The organism is Pseudomonas sp. AC239 (genome assembly GCF_979258545.1).
The window spans coordinates 5,766,661-5,781,677 of sequence record NZ_OZ409864.1; the positions used below are offsets into that span (position 1 = coordinate 5,766,661).

Consider the following 15,017-nt stretch of genomic DNA (forward strand, 5'->3'; position numbering starts at 1 on the left):
ATGGCTCGTGCGAGTTTTCATCGTTTGTCGAGGGCCGGCGAAGTGCCTAAATTGGCCGCGCTGATCGGCCATCCGATGAAAAATCACCCGCAGTGTAGCGGGATACAACAATCGACACTCATGGAGAGTGATTCACTCATGCGTTTCTTAAAACCGAGCAAGGCCTTTTTCTATAGTGCTTTCACCCTGTTCTTCGTCAGCGCTGCCAGTCATGCCGTCACGCCGAGCGATGCGCAATTACAGGCACTGGTCAGCCAAGCCGTGACCCCGGTGATGCAACAAAACAACATCCCGGGGCTGACCGTGGCGATCACGCTGAACGGCCAGGCGCATTACTTTAACTACGGAGTCGCCGCGAAAGACACCGGAAAAAAGGTCAGCGAAAACACCCTGTTCGAAGTCGGCTCGGTGAGTAAAACCTTCACCGCCACCCTCGCCGGTTACGCCCAGGCCACAGGCAAACTCGACCTGTCGAGCAAGGCCAGCCAGCTCTGGCCTGAGCTCAAGGGCAGCGCTTTCGACAATATCAGCGTACTGCAACTGGGCACCTACAGTGCTGGGGGTCTGCCGTTGCAATTCCCCGCTGAGGCAGATTCTTCCGACAAAATGCTCGGCTATTACCAACAATGGAAACCGCAGTTTCCCGCCGGCAGCCATCGCCTGTATTCCAACCCGAGCCTGGGCCTGTTCGGCTACCTGACAGCGAAAAGCCTCGGCCAGCCCTTCGAGCAGGCCATGACGCAAACCCTGCTGCCGAAACTCGGCTTGCAGCACACCTTCCTCAGCGTGCCGGCAGCGCAGTCGAAGCTTTACGCCCAAGGCTACGACAGCGCCGACCAACCGGTACGCGTCAGCCCCGGCGCCCTCGACGCCGAAGCCTACGGCATCAAAACCAGCGCCGCCGACCTGCTGCGTTACGTTCAGGCACAGCTGAAACCGGCCAGCCTCGCGCCGGATCTGCGCCAAGCCATCGCCAACACCCACATCGGTTATTACCGCGTCGGCGACATGACCCAAGGCCTCGGCTGGGAGCGCTACGCCTACCCGATCAGCCTGGAAAAACTGCAGAACGGCAACTCGACCCCAATGGCCATGGAGCCGCACAAAGTCGAGTGGCTGACTCCACCGCAAACTGAACCGGCCAATGTGCTGTTCAACAAAACCGGTTCTACACGGGGCTTTGGCGCGTATGTAGCGTTTGTGCCGTCGCGGGACATGGGCATCGTGATTCTTGCCAACAAGAACTACCCGAACGTCGAACGGGTAAAGATTGCGCACGCGGTTTTTGCGGCGTTGGCGGATTAAAAAGCGAAAGATCGCAGCCTGCGGCAGCTTCTACAGGATCGGGTTTCACTCGGTTGATGATGGAGCTGCCGCAGGCTGCCACGACTTTCGATTAGCGGACGACTTGTGCGAGCGAGCCTGTTCGCGAATGCGCTGGATCAGTCACCTTTCAGCGCCCGAAAAACCGCTTTCGCGAGCAGGCTCGCTCCCACATTTGGTCTCTGCATCTCACAAAAAAATGTGGGAGCTGTTTTGCCAGCTCCCACAGGGATTCTGCTTCATTCAGTCAACGCGCAATCAATCATCCGGCATCTGCGGCGGCTTGCTCGGTTTCGCCGGTTTGCTCGGTTTGGCGCCCTTCGCACCTTTCGCCGGTTCCGGTTCGGTGGTGGCAGGCGTTTGTGCGGCGGCCGCAGCGGCGGCTTCTTTTTCGGGCATGGCGTCGATGGTTTCGAAGATTTTCGCCAGGCTCAATGCCTTGGCTTCATCACCCGAGGCGGAGAGCTTGGTTTCGCCGTCCTTGCCCACCAGGAACACTTTCGGATAAGCCCCCGCACCGAGCTTCAGCGAACGCAGCAGGGCCATGGTGTCCTGCTGGCCCATGTCCTTGCCGTCGAGCTGGCCGGACATGCTGAGAATGGTGTAGACCTTGATGTTGCGGTCGGTGACGCCCTTTTTGTTGGCCGGGTCTTCCAGTGCCTTTTTCAGGCTCAGCCACACCGGGTCGACGGTGCTTTGCGCAATCACGATCAGCGGGCGGGCGCGGCCCACGTCCCCGGCCAGGGGTGAATCGCTGTCGGCGGCGAACAGGGGGCCGGCGATTGCCAGCAAGAGGGTCAGGGTCAGGGACCTGATGAGCATGCGCATCTCCTTTTGATATCCACGCACTACTGATTGCGCATCGTGGCGATTGTTCCGGCGGCGTCTGGCAAAAAGGCATTGCCCTGTCAGAAGCTTAGGTCAGGGAGAACTTTGCGCAACATGGCGCGAGCGATCATCGGCACATCCCTACAGCCGCTGCATTGGAAGTGTTTTCTCCAGGCCGACTCAGAACGCCAACTTGTAACCAATCAACACCAGCATCGTCGCCAGGCACGGGCGCAGGACTTCGTCGGAGATGCGACCGGTCAGGTGGCTGCCGAGCCAGATGCCGGGCAGCGAGCCCATCAGCAGGAAACCCAGCACGCCCCAATCCATGTTGCCCATGCTGGCGTGGCCGAGGCCAGCGACGAGGGTCAGCGGTACGGCGTGGGCGATTTCGGTGCCGACCAGGCGGCGGGTTGGCAGTAGCGGGTAGAGGATGAACAAGGCGACGGTGCCGAGTGCGCCGGCGCCGATCGAGGTCAGCGCGACCATGGTGCCGAGGATCAGACCGGTGATCACCGTCATGATATTCAGGCGCGAACCGCTCGGGTTGTAGTTGCCACCCGCGCGTTTGTGGGCGAATTCGAGCAGGCGTTTCTTGAAGAAGATTGCCAGGGCGGTGGCGAAGAGGACGAAGCCGAGCGCCTGTTTGATGATGGCGTTCATCGCGTCCGGCGCGGTGTGCAGGGTGCTGAGGAACCACAGGGTCATGGCCACCGCCGGCACACTGCCGAGGGTCAGCCAACCGGTAATCGCCCAGTCGATGTTCTTGTTTTTTCTGTGAACGAGGACGCCGCTGGATTTAGTGATGGCGGCATACAGCAGGTCAGTCCCCACTGCCGTCGCCGGGTTGATACCGAACCACAGCAGGATCGGCGTCATCAACGAACCGCCGCCGACACCGGTCATGCCGACGATGAACCCTACTACCAGCCCGGCAATCACCAGGCCGAAATTTGCCAATTCCATTCAAGCGTCCAAAAAACGACAGGAAAAATCTGGCCCGCAGCATAGCGATTTTTCTTATAACCACATATATCGATGCGGTCTATCGTTATGCCATATCGAACTCACCGTAGATCCCTGTGGGAGCGAGCCTGCTCGCGAAGGTGGTTTATCAGCCGACCGAGGAGTTGAATGACGCAACGCTTTCGCGAGCAGGCTCGCTCCCACAGTGGAGCTTTGCGCTACAGCTCACTGCACCGGCAAGAAATTCAGGAACAGCAGACTCTGCGCGTAATTCAGGCCGATCCTGCGATAGCGCTCATCGAGCATCTGCGTGAGCAGATCCAGGCGCGCGACGATTTTGCTGAATTCGGTGGCGAAGCTGAGGTTGCTGCCCTCCTCCGAGATTTCGTTGGAGAACAGCAATGGCTGGCCTTCCTTGTTCTGCCGTTGCGACAAAATCCACATGGCTTTTTCGATGTTGCGCGCGGCGTTGTGCACGAACGTCGGGTTGATCGCGTCGGTCATGTAGAACTCGGTGCGATTGCCGTGGGCGGTAACCAGCATGCTGCCGATCGCATAGATGAAGGCGCCGACGCGGTCGCCGAGGAATTCCGGACTCATCGCGTAGCTCAGCGCCGCCAGGTCCTTGCGCCCGCCCAGCACGGGCAGCGGTTGCTGCTGCTCGACGGCGAGACGCACCTGCTTGACCGCCGCATTGACAGTGAGGAAGCCGGATTTGCGCAGTTCTTCCGGGTTGCGCAGGTAGAGCTTGCCCATCAGCCGGTAAAGGCTGTCGAGGTTGTCGCGCATCGCCAGAGTGGCCATGCGGTCGACGCTGGTCTGCAAAAATTCCTGCGGTTGCCCTTCACGCATCTGATTGAAGAAGCCGTTGCCGTTCTGGTGGCTGCAGCCGCCGAGCAACAGCGAGACCAGGCAGGCCAGCAGCAGGCACGGGCGGCGGTGAGCGACGGTGATCAGGGCAAAAACACTCGGCATGAAATCTCGGACAGGCACATTCCTGTGCGGCGGGAGTCACCGCATCCTGGCCATGCATAGAGCCACCGATTGCGAAAAAGTGCAGTGCCTGGGGTGTTTACCGACCTTCGGTGATTTTCGGCCCGTCAATTAGTCGGACTTTATATTTGCCAAAAGCGGTAAATCCGCTATAAATCTTCTCTCTCGACTCAAATAGCATGACTAGTGACAGGTAGGAGCTGCCGAAGGCTGCGATCTTTTGATCTTGCTTCTAAAAATCAAAATCAAGATCAAAAGATCGCAGCCTTCGGCAGCTTCTACGGTCAATACGAAAACAACAACAAAAAGGAAGGTCAACCATGCTTCAATCCCGTCACCTGCTCTCCGGCCTCGGACTGTCCCTGATGATCGCTACCCTTTCCGCCAATGCGGCGGGCCTGACCGCTGAACATAAAGCCTTCGGCAAAACCAATGACGGCACGCCCGTTGAACAGTACATCCTGCGCAACAGCCACGGCATGCAAGCCACCGTCATCACCTACGGCGCGACCCTGCAAGCGCTGAAAGTCGCTGACAAACACGGCAAGTTCGACGACATCGTGTTGGGCTTTGACGACGTGCAGGGTTACCAGAAAGGCACCGCGTACTTCGGCGCGACCATCGGCCGCTTCGGCAACCGTTTGGCCGAAGGTGCTTTCGAAATCGATGGCAAACGCTATCAAGTGCCGCAGAACGACAAATCCAACGCCCTGCACGGCGGTCCCGAAGGTTTCGACAAGAAAGTCTGGAAGGCCAGGGAAACCAAGGACAAGGATTCGGTTGGCGTAACCCTGACCTACCTGTCGGCCGACGGTGAGATGGGTTTCCCGGGCAATCTGACCACCGAAGTCACCTATCGCCTGACCGACAACAACGAACTGCGCATCGACTACAAGGCCAGCACCGACAAGCCGACCGTGCTCAACCTGACCAACCACAGCTACTTCAACCTGGCCGGCGCCGGCAATGGTGACATTCTCAAGCAAGTCGCCATGATCAACTCCAGCCATTACACGCCGGTCACCGCGAAACTGATCCCGACCGGAGAGCTGGCGCCTGTGGCCGGCACGCCGATGGACTTCAGCAAACCGACGGCGATCGGCACGCACATCAAGGCTGATCATCCGCAGCTGAAATTCGCCGAGCCGAAACAGGGCGGCTTCGATTTCAACTGGGCGCTGGACACCAAGGGCGATGTCAGCAAGCTCGCCACCGAAGTCAGCGACCCGCAATCCGGGCGTGTCCTGCAACTGTTCACCACCGAGCCGGGCGTGCAGTTCTACACCAGCAACTTCCTCGACGGCACGGTCAAGGGCAAGGGCGGCAAGGTCTATCCGCACTGGGGCGCGTTCACCCTCGAGACCCAGCACTATCCGGATTCGCCGAACCAGCCGGACTTCCCGAGCACGCGGCTTGATCCGGGGCAGACTTATGCTCACAGCGTGATACTGAAGTTCTCCACCAAGTAACCTGCCATGCCCCCCGTGGCGAGGGGATTCATCCCCGTTGGGCTGCGAAGCAGCCCCGATCCTGCAACACGCGTTGTATCAGAAAGCGTTCTATTGCAGGTTTTTTTGGGGCTGCTTCGCAGCCCAGCGGGGATAAATCCCCTCACCACACAATCCCTTCGCCACAATTGATCCGGCTTCATCCTTGACTCCCCCTTCCTTATGGGAACCCTTGCTCTATCCTGCTGCCCACTAAAGATATCGACTCTTTAAGCCAGGAGGTTTGAATGCGTACCCTTGAGTTGGCCGGCGTGCAGGTTCCCGTAATTGGCCAGGGCACCTGGCGCATGGGCGAGGATCGCTCGGCGCACAGCCGTGAAGTGGCGGCACTGCGCACCGGCATCGAGCTGGGCATGAGCCTGATCGACACCGCAGAGATGTATGCCGAGGGCGGTGCCGAAACGGTGGTCGGCGAAGCCATCGCCGGTCAGCGCGACAAGGTCTTTCTGGTCAGCAAGGTCTACCCGCACAACGCCAGCCGCCAGGGCATCCCGCAAGCCTGCGAGCGCAGTTTGCGTCGGCTCGGCACTGACTACATCGATCTGTATCTGCTGCACTGGCGCGGCCAGTATCCGCTGGAGGAAACCGTCGAAGCCTTCGAACGCCTGCGCGAGGACGGCAAAATCGGCCGTTGGGGCGTGTCGAATTTCGATGTCGACGATCTCGAAGAACTGTCCAGCTCGGCCTGCGCCACCAATCAGGTGCTGTACAACCTCGAGGAGCGCGGCATCGAATTCGATTTGCTGCCGTGGTGCCAACACCAGCGCCTGCCGCTGATGGCTTACTGTCCGATCGGCCAGGGCGGCGCGATGCTCGCCGAGCCGGTTCTGCGGGACATTGCCAGCCGCCACAACGCCACCCCGGCGCAGATTTCGCTGGCGTGGCTCCTGCGCCAGGACGGCTTGATTGCGATTCCCAAAGCTGTGCGCCCGGAGCATGTGCAACTCAATGCCGAGGCGGCGCAGCTGCAACTGGACGCCGGGGATCTGGCGGCGCTGGACAAGGTGTTCCCGGCGCCACAACGCAAGCAGCGGCTGGCGATGGTCTGAGCTGCCGACTGCGAGGGCTTCGCCATGAGAAGCACAGATCTGCACGACCCGTACAACCTGCAACGTTTTGTCCAGGCACAGGACCCGGTGTTCGAACGGGTCCAGCGTGAACTCGAGACGGGCCGCAAGCGCAGCCACTGGATGTGGTTCGTCTTTCCGCAGTTCGCCGGATTGGGCGGCAGTGAAATGGCCCGCCGCTTTGCCATTGGTTCAGCCGAGGAAGCCCAGGCCTACCTGGCCGACGAACTGCTCGGGGCGCGGCTGCGCACCTGCACACAACTGGTCCTGAATGTGTCGCAGCGTTCGATAGCAGAAATTTTCGGCCATCCCGATGACCTTAAATTTCATTCTTCAATGACCCTGTTCGCCCAGTTCAGCGCCGAGGACAGTCTGTTCCATCAGGCGCTGGAGCGTTACTTCCACGGCATTCTCGATGAGTGGACGCTGCAATTGCTCGACTCAAAACAGGCCCAATTGCCCGCCGATCAGAGTTGAGAAGTCGTCGTCGACAAACGGCAGAATCGCATCCGCCACCGGTTGCAGCTGGCGGGTAATGTAGTGGTCGTAGTCGATGGCGGCGCGGCGTACCTCCAGCGGCTCCGGGCCGGCCAGGGTGATGACGTAGCTGATCCAGCCGCCGTTCTGATACTGCCGGGGCCTACCCTGCTCGGCGTTGTAGTCATCGGCCAGCCGCGCCGCGCGGACGTGCGGCGGCACGTTGCGTTCGTAATCGTCGAGGGTACGGCGCAGGCGCTTGCGGTAGATCAGCCGATCATCGAACTCGCCAGCGAGGGTCTTGCGCACGTAGTCGCGGACGTATTCCTGATACGGCTTGCGCTGGAAAATCCGCTCATACAGCTCTTGCTGAAACTGCCGGGCCAGCAGCGACCAGTCGGTGCGCACGGTTTCCAGGCCTTTGTAGACCATTTCTTCGCTGCCATCGGCGCGGGTGACGAGTCCGGCGTAGCGCTTCTTGCTGCCCTCCTCCGCGCCGCGAATGGTTGGCATCAGGAAGCGCTTGTAGTGAATCTCGAACTGCAATTCCAACGCGCTGTGCAGCCCGTATTCCTCGCGCACATGCGCGCGCCACCAATCGTTGACGTGCTTGACCAGCGCATGGCCGATCTGCGCTGCTTCTTCCTGACCGTGCAGGCTGCGCAGCCAGACAAAGGTTGAATCGGTGTCGCCGTAAATCACCGCGTGGCCCTGCTCTTCGATCAACTGGCGAGTGCGCAGCATGATTTCGTGGCCGCGCAAGGTGATCGACGAGGCCAGCCGGGTATCGAAAAACCGGCAACCGCTGGAGCCGAGCACGCCATAGAAGGCGTTCATGATGATTTTCAGCGCCTGAGACAGCGGCGCGTTGTGCTCGCGTTTGGCGGTCTCGCGCCCTTCGGCCACTCGCGCCACGATGGACGGCAGACAATGGCGGGTGCGCGAGAAACGTGCGCCACGGAAACCCGGCACCGAGTCGGCGTCGTCCGGGTGTTGCAGGCCCTCGATCAAGCCCACCGGGTCGATCAGAAAGGTGCGGATGATCGACGGGTAGAGGCTTTTGTAATCGAGCACCAGAACCGATTCGTACAGCCCCGGCCGTGAATCCATAACGAAGCCGCCGGGGCTGGCCTGCGGTGGATTGGTGCCCAGATTCGGCGCAACAAAGCCTTGGCGATGCATCAACGGCATGTACAAATGGGTGAACGCGGCGACCGAACCGCCGCTGCGGTCGGCCGGCAAACCGGTGACGCTGGCCCGTTCAAGCAAAAACGTCAGCAGTTCGGTCTTGGCGAAAATCCGCGTAACCAGCTCGCAGTCTTTGAGGTTGTATTTGGCCAGCGCCGGTTTGTCCTCGGCGAACATGCGATTGATCTCGTCCATGCGCTGGTACGGGTTGTTGATCGCTTTGCCTTCGCCGAGCAGGGTCTGCGCGACATTTTCCAGGCTGAACGAGGGGAAACTCCAGGTCGCCGAACGCAACGACTCGATGCCATCGATGATCAGCCGCCCCGCTGCCGAGGCGAAATAGTGATTACGGCTGCCGTGCTCGCGCCACTGCATTTCTTCGCCGCCACGGCCGATTTTCAGCGGCACGCCGAGTCGTCGCGCGTGTTCGTGAAGGATGCGCAAATCGAACTGCACGACGTTCCAGCCAATGATCGCGTCGGGGTCGTGGCGGGCGAACCAGTCATTGAGCTTCTTCAGAATGAGCGTGCGTGAATCGCAGTATTCGAGGTCGAAGTCGACAATGCTGGCGTCGCCGTTCGGCGCGCCGAGCATGTACACCTGGCGCTCGCCGCAGCCTTCCAGCGCAATCGAATACAGCTCGCCGTTTTCGGTGGTCTCGATGTCGAGCGAGACCAGACGCAGTTTCGGCCGGTAGCCGGGATCAGGTTTCAACTGGGCGTTGACCAATACGCCGTCAGCACCCGGCGTACCGCCGAACAGCACGGGCGCGGTGATGAAGCGCTCCATCAGATAGCGTTCCGGCGGGCGCACGTCGGCTTCAAAGACGTCGACGCCGGCGCGGTTGAGCGCGGTTTCGAGACGCATCAACTGGCCGTGCTGCTGGCAATACAGGCCGAGCACCGGACGATGCTGGAAATCCTGCAGCGCCAACGGTCGCAGCTCGACATTGTTTTCGTCGTGCAACAGCCGCTCGGCCGCATTTCGCTGTGCGGCGGGAATAAACGCGACCGATGGCTGATGCGCCAGCCGTACGCGGCGCGGCCCGGCGTCCGTCGCCAGCCAGAACTCGACTTCGGTGCCGGCCGGCGTATCGCGCCAATGCCGGGTCAGGACGAAGCCCTGCTGTAAATCCACCACTGCGACCTCAACGTTTCAATCAGAACGCCATTCTACGCAGCATTTGTGGCGAGGGATTTATCTGTGGCGAGGGGATTTATCCCCGCTGGCCGCGAAGCGGCCCCGCTTTTAATGAAAGGGCCTGCTGCGCAGGCCAACGGGGATGAATCCCCTAACCACAGACGCTTCATTTACCGATAAAAAGATGTTTTTTCCGGCAAATGGCGTTTTTTGCACGCTAACTGCCGCTTTGCCACCTTGCCCTGCGCGGCTACGTCTACGATGCTTGATGAACAACGACAACACCTGAGTAACCGCCATGAAGACCGTCGCCCAACTGCTCAAGCTCAAAGATCAGAAAAATCAGGAAGTGCACCAGATCAAACCCGATCACATGGTGCTCGAAGCGCTGATGAAGATGGCCGAGAAAAACGTCGGCGCCTTGCTGGTGGTCGAAGACGACAAAGTGGTCGGCATCATCAGCGAGCGCGACTATGCACGCAAACTGGTGCTGCACGGGCGCTCTTCGGTCGGTACGCCAGTGCGCGACATCATGGTCAAGGACGTGATTACCGTGGACACCCGGCAAACTGTCGATACTTGCCTGGGGATCATGTCGGACAGACGCCTGCGCCACTTGCCGGTGGTCGAAGATGGCCAGTTGATCGGCCTGCTGTCGATCGGCGACCTGGTGAAGGAAGCGATTGCTGAACAGGCCGAGCTGATCAAACAGCTGGAGCAGTATATTCGCGGGGAGTAGATTCCGGTCTTCCGCTCATACTTGACCCTGTGGGAGCGGGCTTGCTCGCGAATGCGGTGGGTCAGTCAATACATCATTGGCTGACAAACTGCTTTCGCGAGCAAGCCCGCTCCCACAGGGAATCCATTGTCAGCCCTGAGACGGCCAATGCCGCTCAAACACCGGTGCCAGTACCGGGTGCCGGTCGATCCTTTGCAGCCACGCATAGAAGCCCGGGCGGGTCTGGCGCAGATGTTCGCGGCTGCCGCCCCAGCGGCTCACCACGGCCGCCAGCACATCCAGCGCGCCGGGCGTTTCGTCATCCAGATACAGCTCGCCGGCAAACTGATCGGCAAACACCTCCCAACTGAAGTGCAGGCGCTGGCGCGTGCCGGCGATCAGGTTTTGCCGTGCGGTTTCGTCAGGCGTGCTCAGCCAGCGCTCGGGGTAATCGATGATGCCGACTGCTGCGTAGCAATTGCTGATGATATAGGCGAGGCCGCGAATCGCCTGATCACGATCGGCAGCCTTGCTCGGCAACAGGCCGGACTTGGGAAAAGTCAGGCCCAGGTGAATCAGGATCGCCGCACTTTCGGTCATGGCACTGCCGTCCGGCAGTTGCAAGGTCGGTATCTGTTTCAGCGGATTGAGTTTGCCCAACGCCTCGTCGGCTTCGGCGCTGGCTTCGGTATCAATGAAGCGGTAAGCGATCTGGCACAACTCCAGCGCTGCCTCGATGGCAGCCGCGCCGGAATTCTTGTGCCCGTAGAGCTGGTACATGTCCGATTCCCCCGATAAGGCCTCTGCACAGGGTAGATGGCTGTGGCTCGGGTGTAAAAGTCTCCGACGTAACCCATGTAGGAGTGAGCGTGCTCGCGATAGGGCTATTCCAGTGACATGGATTTGGTTGACACGCCGCCATCGCGAGCAGGCTCACGCCTACAAGGAATTGGGGTGGGTCATTGAAATATTTTTCATGACCACTGCATCCAATCGCCTCCGCCAGGGGTAGTCCCTGTAACAGCCCACTCTGGTGCTGTCAGCGCTCTACCCTTTTCGGAGAATCAACGGATGAACATCACCCAGCTGATTGGCTTCACCGGTTTGCTCGCTTTCACCACGACCACCTTCGCCCAGAGCAGTTATCCCGACGCGATCAAGGTGCCGGACGGGCACAAGATTGCCCTGGAAACCACCGGGGTTGGCGAGATCACCTACGAATGCCGCGACAAACCCAATATGGCCGGGCAGACCGAGTGGACCTTTGTCGGCCCGAAAGCGGTGCTCAATGATCGCAGCGGCAAACAGGTCGGCACCTATTTCGGCCCGCCAGCGACCTGGCAAGCCAAGGACGGTTCGAAAGTCACCGGCACACAATTGGCCGTGGCCCCATCGAGCCCGGGCAACCTGCCCTATCAACTGGTCAAGGCCAATCCGGCCGAGGGCAAAGGCGCGATGACCGGGGTCAGCTACATCCAGCGTGTCGCGCTCAAGGGCGGCGTGGCGCCGGGCAGTGAATGCACCATGGCGAACAAGGGCAAGCAGGAAGTGGTGAAGTACCAGGCGGATTATATTTTCTGGGCGGCGAACTGATATCCGGAAGCAGTGCACAATCCTGTGGGAGCGAGCCTGCTCGCGAAGACGGAGTGTCACTCGCCTTATTACTTTCTGACCCACCGCCTTCGCGAGCAGGCTCGCTCCCACAGGGAACAATGCGTCTGGATGTTTGGGGAATGTGAGCTAGATTGCACGCCATGCCTTTAGCCGAATCCGTTTTCGATTACGAAGCCCGCCTCGCTGCCTGTGCCCGGGGCGAGCGCGTGGCTTTGCGCGATTTGTATGTGCAGGAAGGCCCGCGCCTGCTCGGCGTGGCCAAGCGGCTGGTGCGCGATACGGCGCTGGCGGAGGACATTGTGCATGAGGCGTTCATCAAGATCTGGAACGGCGCGGCCGGGTTCGACCCGGCACGCGGTTCGGCGCGGGGCTGGATGTTCAGCGTGACCCGGCACCTGGCTTTGAATCAGTTACGCAAGCAAAGTCGGGAAACGCCGTTCAGCGAAGAACATGAGTCAGCGGCGCCTGATGAGGCGGTCGATGTTCACTCGGCACGCATTCATCGCTGCCTCGAGCAACTGGAACCGCAGCGGCGCAGCTGCATCCTCCACGCTTACGTCGACGGTTACAGCCACGCGCAGATTTCCGCGCGCCTCGACACGCCGCTGGGCACGGTCAAGGCGTGGATCAAGCGCAGCCTCAATGCTTTGCGGGAGTGCATGGGATGACCGGCGAATCAGCGCAGGAACGGGATGAACTGGCCGGCGAATATGTGCTCGGCACCTTGTCGTTCGAGCAGCGCATCGAGGTGCAACGGCGCCTGCCGAACGATCACGAATTGCGTGCAGCGGTGGATGCCTGGGAGCGGCGCCTGCTGGAGCTGACCGATCTGGCCGAACCTCAGCAACCGTCGGCGCAGCTATGGCCTCGCATCGAACGCAGTCTCGAACGGCTGACGGTGAAGAAACCGCTGACCTCGTGGTGGAACCTGCTGCCGCTGTGGCGCGGTTTGAGTGCGGCCGGGCTGGCGGCGACGTTGATCCTCGGCACCATGCTGCTGACCCAGACAGCACCGAAACCGAGTTATCTGGTGGTGCTGGTAGCGCCGCAGGACAAGGCCCCGGGCTGGGTGATTCAGGCCAGCAATGCGCGGGAGATCCAGTTGATTCCGCTGGGCGTGGTCGAGGTGCCGGCGGACAAGGCGCTGGAGTTCTGGACCAAGGCTGACGGCTGGTCGGGACCGGTGTCGTTGGGCTTGGTCAAGCCAGGGCAGGCTTTGTCGGTACCGCTGGATAAACTGCCGCCGTTGCAACCGAACCAGCTGTTTGAGCTGACGCTGGAAGGCGCCAACGGCTCGCCGATCGGCAAACCGACCGGGCCGATTCAGGCGATCGGGCGTGCGGTAAAGGTGCTCTGAGGCTCTGCTACGCGGTTGTCCGCAACCATCATCGACGTCGATGTTCACCATCACGGCAATGAAGTTCTCATAAAAAATTCCGGGCGTAACATCAGGTCCATACCAACCAACAACACCCCGGAGCACACCATCATGAAACGCCAGACTCTTCTCAGCATCGCTTTCTCGCTTTTCGCCGTTAACGCTTTCGCCGCCACCCCGGCGCACACCATGATCGCCGAAGGCGGCTCGGACAAACTGATCGAAAGCCGTCTGGCTGAAGGTGGTTCGGATCGCCTGATCGAACGCCGTGTCGCCGAAGGTGGCGCTGATCGCCTGATCGAACGCCGCGTTGCCGAAGGTGGTGCTGATCGTCTGATCGAACGTCGCGTTGCCGAGGGTGGCGCTGATCGCCTGATCGAACGCCGCGTTGCCGAAGGTGGCTCGGATCGTCTGATCGAACGTCGCGTTGCTGAAGGTGGTTCGGATCGTCTGATCGAACGCCGTGTTGCCTGAATGCACGGCTTCAAGCGCAACACCGCAGAGAAACCCGGCTCCCGCAGCCGGGTTTTTTATGTCTGTTTGTTTTATCCGGCTCTGGCCATGCAGCGCTTGTAACGCTCGTCCACGCGCTTGGCGAACCAGGCGGTGGTGAGTTTGCGGGTGATCTTCGGACTCTGCAGCACAATCCCCGGCAATACCGCGCGCGGTAACGCCTTGCCTTCGGCCCGCTCCGCCAGTTCGAACACGCGCTGATAGAGTTTGGTCTCTTCGAATTCCAGGGTTTTGCCTTTTTCCAGTTGATCGCGAATCGTCGGGTTGCGCATGCCCAGCGACTTGCCGAGGGTGCGCACCGCCAGTTCGGTACTGCCGGGCATGATCGAGTCGTAGCGAATCAGGTCGCCGTCCAGGGTCAGCGGGATGCCGGAAGCGCGGCTGACCGCATTCTGAAACGCGGCATTGCGACTGGCGTACCAGCCGGCGTTGAAATCGGCGAAACGATACAACGGCTCGCGGTAATTCACCGGGTAACCGAGCAAATGGGCGATGCCGAAATACATGCCGCCGCGCCGGCTGAACACTTCACGACGAATCGTGCCGTCCACCGGGTACGGGTAATCCTTGGCGTGCTCCTCGGCGAATTCGATGCTGACCTGCATCGGCCCGCCGGTGTGCACCGGGTTGAAGCCGCCGAACAGCGTGCGGCCCATCGGCACCATGCCGATGAAGTCGTCGAAAATCGCGCTCAGCTCTTTTTCACTGCGCGCCGCATTCAGACGTTCGCTGTAGCTCTTGCCGTTGGGCGAGCGCACTTGCAGAGCGCCGCTGACCAGCAGGCTGGGGATGTGCACCTTGGCGGCGCGGCGATCGATCTCGTCGCGGGCAATCTTGCCCAGTCCGGGCACCGTCGGGTCGGCCTGGAAAGTCGACTCCTGCTCGGCCACGGCGAGTACCGAACATAGATTCTGCGTGGTGGTGTTGATGCCTTGCGCGGCGAACGCGGCGTAGATGTCCGTGGCCCAGCCCTGACGGTCGGCAGTTTTCGCCGGCAACAGCCGAACAATTTCAGCCTTCACTTCAGCCGGCGGGCGCGGCGCCGGTTCGTTGCTGCGCTGGCTGGCGCAACCGGCGAGCAGCAGCAAAGCGCCGAGAGTAATGAGTAATCGCATGTTGCTCCATCCAATCAAATTAGCCAGACCACCATACACAACCCGCGTAGGAGCTGCCGCAGGCTGCGATCTTTTGATCTTGAGATTGACCTTGATCTGCAAAAAGCAAGATCAAAAGATCGCAGCCTTCGGCAGCTCCTACGGATGACAAACTGATTGCAAAACGTTACTGCGAAACCCTATCATTCG

15 protein-coding genes are annotated in these 15,017 nt (G+C 60.4%); 9 read left to right on the forward strand and 6 right to left on the reverse strand.

All coding sequences use genetic code 11. The annotated features are described in order from the left end of the window. Nucleotides 1-138: 138 nt before the first annotated feature. Nucleotides 139-1,305 carry a class C beta-lactamase gene (ampC, locus tag ACZ0AZ_RS26145; RefSeq protein ID WP_129999610.1) on the forward strand — a complete coding sequence of 389 codons (1,167 nt, stop codon included), beginning with the start codon at nt 139-141 and terminating at the stop codon, nt 1,303-1,305. Nucleotides 1,306-1,581: 276 nt separating this feature from the next. On the opposite strand, the gene ACZ0AZ_RS26150 is transcribed toward ampC, so the two are convergent. The 3 genes from ACZ0AZ_RS26150 to ACZ0AZ_RS26160 form a co-directional block, all read right to left on the reverse strand. Next, nucleotides 1,582-2,145 carry a DUF4174 domain-containing protein gene (locus ACZ0AZ_RS26150; protein WP_129999611.1) on the reverse strand — a complete coding sequence of 188 codons (564 nt, stop codon included), beginning with the start codon at nt 2,143-2,145 and terminating at the stop codon, nt 1,582-1,584. Between the two features lie 186 nt (nt 2,146-2,331). Beyond that, the gene (locus ACZ0AZ_RS26155) at nt 2,332-3,117 is read right to left on the reverse strand and encodes a sulfite exporter TauE/SafE family protein (protein ID WP_039763409.1); all 786 of its coding nucleotides are present in this window, start codon (nt 3,115-3,117) and stop codon (nt 2,332-2,334) included. Nucleotides 3,118-3,342: 225 nt separating this feature from the next. Further along, nucleotides 3,343-4,092: a hypothetical protein gene (locus ACZ0AZ_RS26160; protein ID WP_129999612.1), complete on the reverse strand. Its 750-nt coding sequence runs from the start codon at nt 4,090-4,092 to the stop codon at nt 3,343-3,345. Nucleotides 4,093-4,430: 338 nt separating this feature from the next. Between ACZ0AZ_RS26160 and ACZ0AZ_RS26165 the strand changes: the two genes are divergently transcribed. From ACZ0AZ_RS26165 to ACZ0AZ_RS26175, 3 genes are all read left to right on the forward strand, one after another. Further along, nucleotides 4,431-5,579, forward strand: coding sequence for an aldose epimerase family protein (locus ACZ0AZ_RS26165; protein ID WP_039763410.1), 1,149 nt, complete (start codon nt 4,431-4,433; stop codon nt 5,577-5,579). Between the two features lie 266 nt (nt 5,580-5,845). Continuing rightward, complete coding sequence (locus tag ACZ0AZ_RS26170; RefSeq protein WP_039763411.1) at nt 5,846-6,667, forward strand: aldo/keto reductase; 822 nt, start codon at nt 5,846-5,848, stop codon at nt 6,665-6,667. Nucleotides 6,668-6,691: 24 nt separating this feature from the next. After that, on the forward strand, nt 6,692-7,162 hold the full coding sequence (locus ACZ0AZ_RS26175) for a DUF1810 domain-containing protein (protein WP_129999613.1): 471 nt from the start codon (nt 6,692-6,694) through the stop codon (nt 7,160-7,162). Here ACZ0AZ_RS26175 and ACZ0AZ_RS26180 read toward each other — a convergent pair. Then, on the reverse strand, nt 7,127-9,487 hold the full coding sequence (locus tag ACZ0AZ_RS26180; RefSeq protein WP_463538453.1) for a DNA polymerase II: 2,361 nt from the start codon (nt 9,485-9,487) through the stop codon (nt 7,127-7,129). The genes ACZ0AZ_RS26175 and ACZ0AZ_RS26180 overlap by 36 nt on opposite strands. Nucleotides 9,488-9,788: 301 nt before the next feature. Here ACZ0AZ_RS26180 and ACZ0AZ_RS26185 point away from each other — a divergent pair, with 301 nt between their 5' ends. Continuing rightward, nucleotides 9,789-10,229: a CBS domain-containing protein gene (locus ACZ0AZ_RS26185; RefSeq protein ID WP_039763416.1), complete on the forward strand. Its 441-nt coding sequence runs from the start codon at nt 9,789-9,791 to the stop codon at nt 10,227-10,229. A gap of 129 nt (nt 10,230-10,358) precedes the next feature. Here the strand turns inward: ACZ0AZ_RS26185 and ACZ0AZ_RS26190 are convergent, their stop codons facing one another. Continuing rightward, complete coding sequence (locus tag ACZ0AZ_RS26190) at nt 10,359-10,988, reverse strand: glutathione S-transferase N-terminal domain-containing protein (RefSeq protein WP_129999615.1); 630 nt, start codon at nt 10,986-10,988, stop codon at nt 10,359-10,361. Nucleotides 10,989-11,279: 291 nt separating this feature from the next. Here ACZ0AZ_RS26190 and ACZ0AZ_RS26195 point away from each other — a divergent pair, with 291 nt between their 5' ends. The 4 genes from ACZ0AZ_RS26195 to ACZ0AZ_RS26210 all read left to right on the forward strand — a co-directional run bounded on the left by ACZ0AZ_RS26195 (nt 11,280) and on the right by ACZ0AZ_RS26210 (nt 13,674). Further along, nucleotides 11,280-11,801, forward strand: a complete 522-nt coding sequence (locus ACZ0AZ_RS26195) for a DUF3455 domain-containing protein (protein WP_463538454.1) — start codon at nt 11,280-11,282, stop codon at nt 11,799-11,801. A gap of 161 nt (nt 11,802-11,962) precedes the next feature. Then, a complete protein-coding gene (locus ACZ0AZ_RS26200; protein WP_039763419.1) occupies nt 11,963-12,490 on the forward strand; it encodes a sigma-70 family RNA polymerase sigma factor in 528 nt (175 codons plus the stop codon). Continuing rightward, entirely contained in the window at nt 12,487-13,179 is a 693-nt protein-coding gene (locus ACZ0AZ_RS26205) for an anti-sigma factor (RefSeq protein WP_463538455.1), read from the forward strand. Before ACZ0AZ_RS26200 ends, ACZ0AZ_RS26205 begins: the two co-directional genes overlap by 4 nt. A gap of 132 nt (nt 13,180-13,311) precedes the next feature. Further along, complete coding sequence (locus tag ACZ0AZ_RS26210) at nt 13,312-13,674, forward strand: hypothetical protein (protein WP_129999617.1); 363 nt, start codon at nt 13,312-13,314, stop codon at nt 13,672-13,674. A 71-nt stretch (nt 13,675-13,745) separates the two neighbouring features. On the opposite strand, the gene ACZ0AZ_RS26215 is transcribed toward ACZ0AZ_RS26210, so the two are convergent. Further along, nucleotides 13,746-14,828, reverse strand: a complete 1,083-nt coding sequence (locus ACZ0AZ_RS26215; protein ID WP_310406518.1) for a DUF1615 domain-containing protein — start codon at nt 14,826-14,828, stop codon at nt 13,746-13,748. Nucleotides 14,829-15,017 lie beyond the last annotated feature (189 nt).

What these genes read in the sequence shown, in the direction of transcription:
- ACZ0AZ_RS26210 (WP_129999617.1), top strand. Translation starts at nt 13,312, where the DNA reads ATGAAACGCCAGACTCTTCTCAGCATCGCTTTCTCGCTTTTCGCCGTT.
- ACZ0AZ_RS26195 (WP_463538454.1), top strand. Translation starts at nt 11,280, where the DNA reads ATGAACATCACCCAGCTGATTGGCTTCACCGGTTTGCTCGCTTTCACC.
- ACZ0AZ_RS26165 (WP_039763410.1), top strand. Translation starts at nt 4,431, where the DNA reads ATGCTTCAATCCCGTCACCTGCTCTCCGGCCTCGGACTGTCCCTGATG.
- ACZ0AZ_RS26155 (WP_039763409.1), bottom strand. Translation starts at nt 3,117, where the DNA reads ATGGAATTGGCAAATTTCGGCCTGGTGATTGCCGGGCTGGTAGTAGGG.
- ACZ0AZ_RS26215 (WP_310406518.1), bottom strand. Translation starts at nt 14,828, where the DNA reads ATGCGATTACTCATTACTCTCGGCGCTTTGCTGCTGCTCGCCGGTTGC.
- ACZ0AZ_RS26200 (WP_039763419.1), top strand. Translation starts at nt 11,963, where the DNA reads ATGCCTTTAGCCGAATCCGTTTTCGATTACGAAGCCCGCCTCGCTGCC.
- ACZ0AZ_RS26190 (WP_129999615.1), bottom strand. Translation starts at nt 10,988, where the DNA reads ATGTACCAGCTCTACGGGCACAAGAATTCCGGCGCGGCTGCCATCGAG.
- ACZ0AZ_RS26150 (WP_129999611.1), bottom strand. Translation starts at nt 2,145, where the DNA reads ATGCTCATCAGGTCCCTGACCCTGACCCTCTTGCTGGCAATCGCCGGC.
- ACZ0AZ_RS26175 (WP_129999613.1), top strand. Translation starts at nt 6,692, where the DNA reads ATGAGAAGCACAGATCTGCACGACCCGTACAACCTGCAACGTTTTGTC.
- ACZ0AZ_RS26185 (WP_039763416.1), top strand. Translation starts at nt 9,789, where the DNA reads ATGAAGACCGTCGCCCAACTGCTCAAGCTCAAAGATCAGAAAAATCAG.
- ampC (WP_129999610.1), top strand. Translation starts at nt 139, where the DNA reads ATGCGTTTCTTAAAACCGAGCAAGGCCTTTTTCTATAGTGCTTTCACC.
- ACZ0AZ_RS26205 (WP_463538455.1), top strand. Translation starts at nt 12,487, where the DNA reads ATGACCGGCGAATCAGCGCAGGAACGGGATGAACTGGCCGGCGAATAT.
- ACZ0AZ_RS26170 (WP_039763411.1), top strand. Translation starts at nt 5,846, where the DNA reads ATGCGTACCCTTGAGTTGGCCGGCGTGCAGGTTCCCGTAATTGGCCAG.
- ACZ0AZ_RS26160 (WP_129999612.1), bottom strand. Translation starts at nt 4,092, where the DNA reads ATGCCGAGTGTTTTTGCCCTGATCACCGTCGCTCACCGCCGCCCGTGC.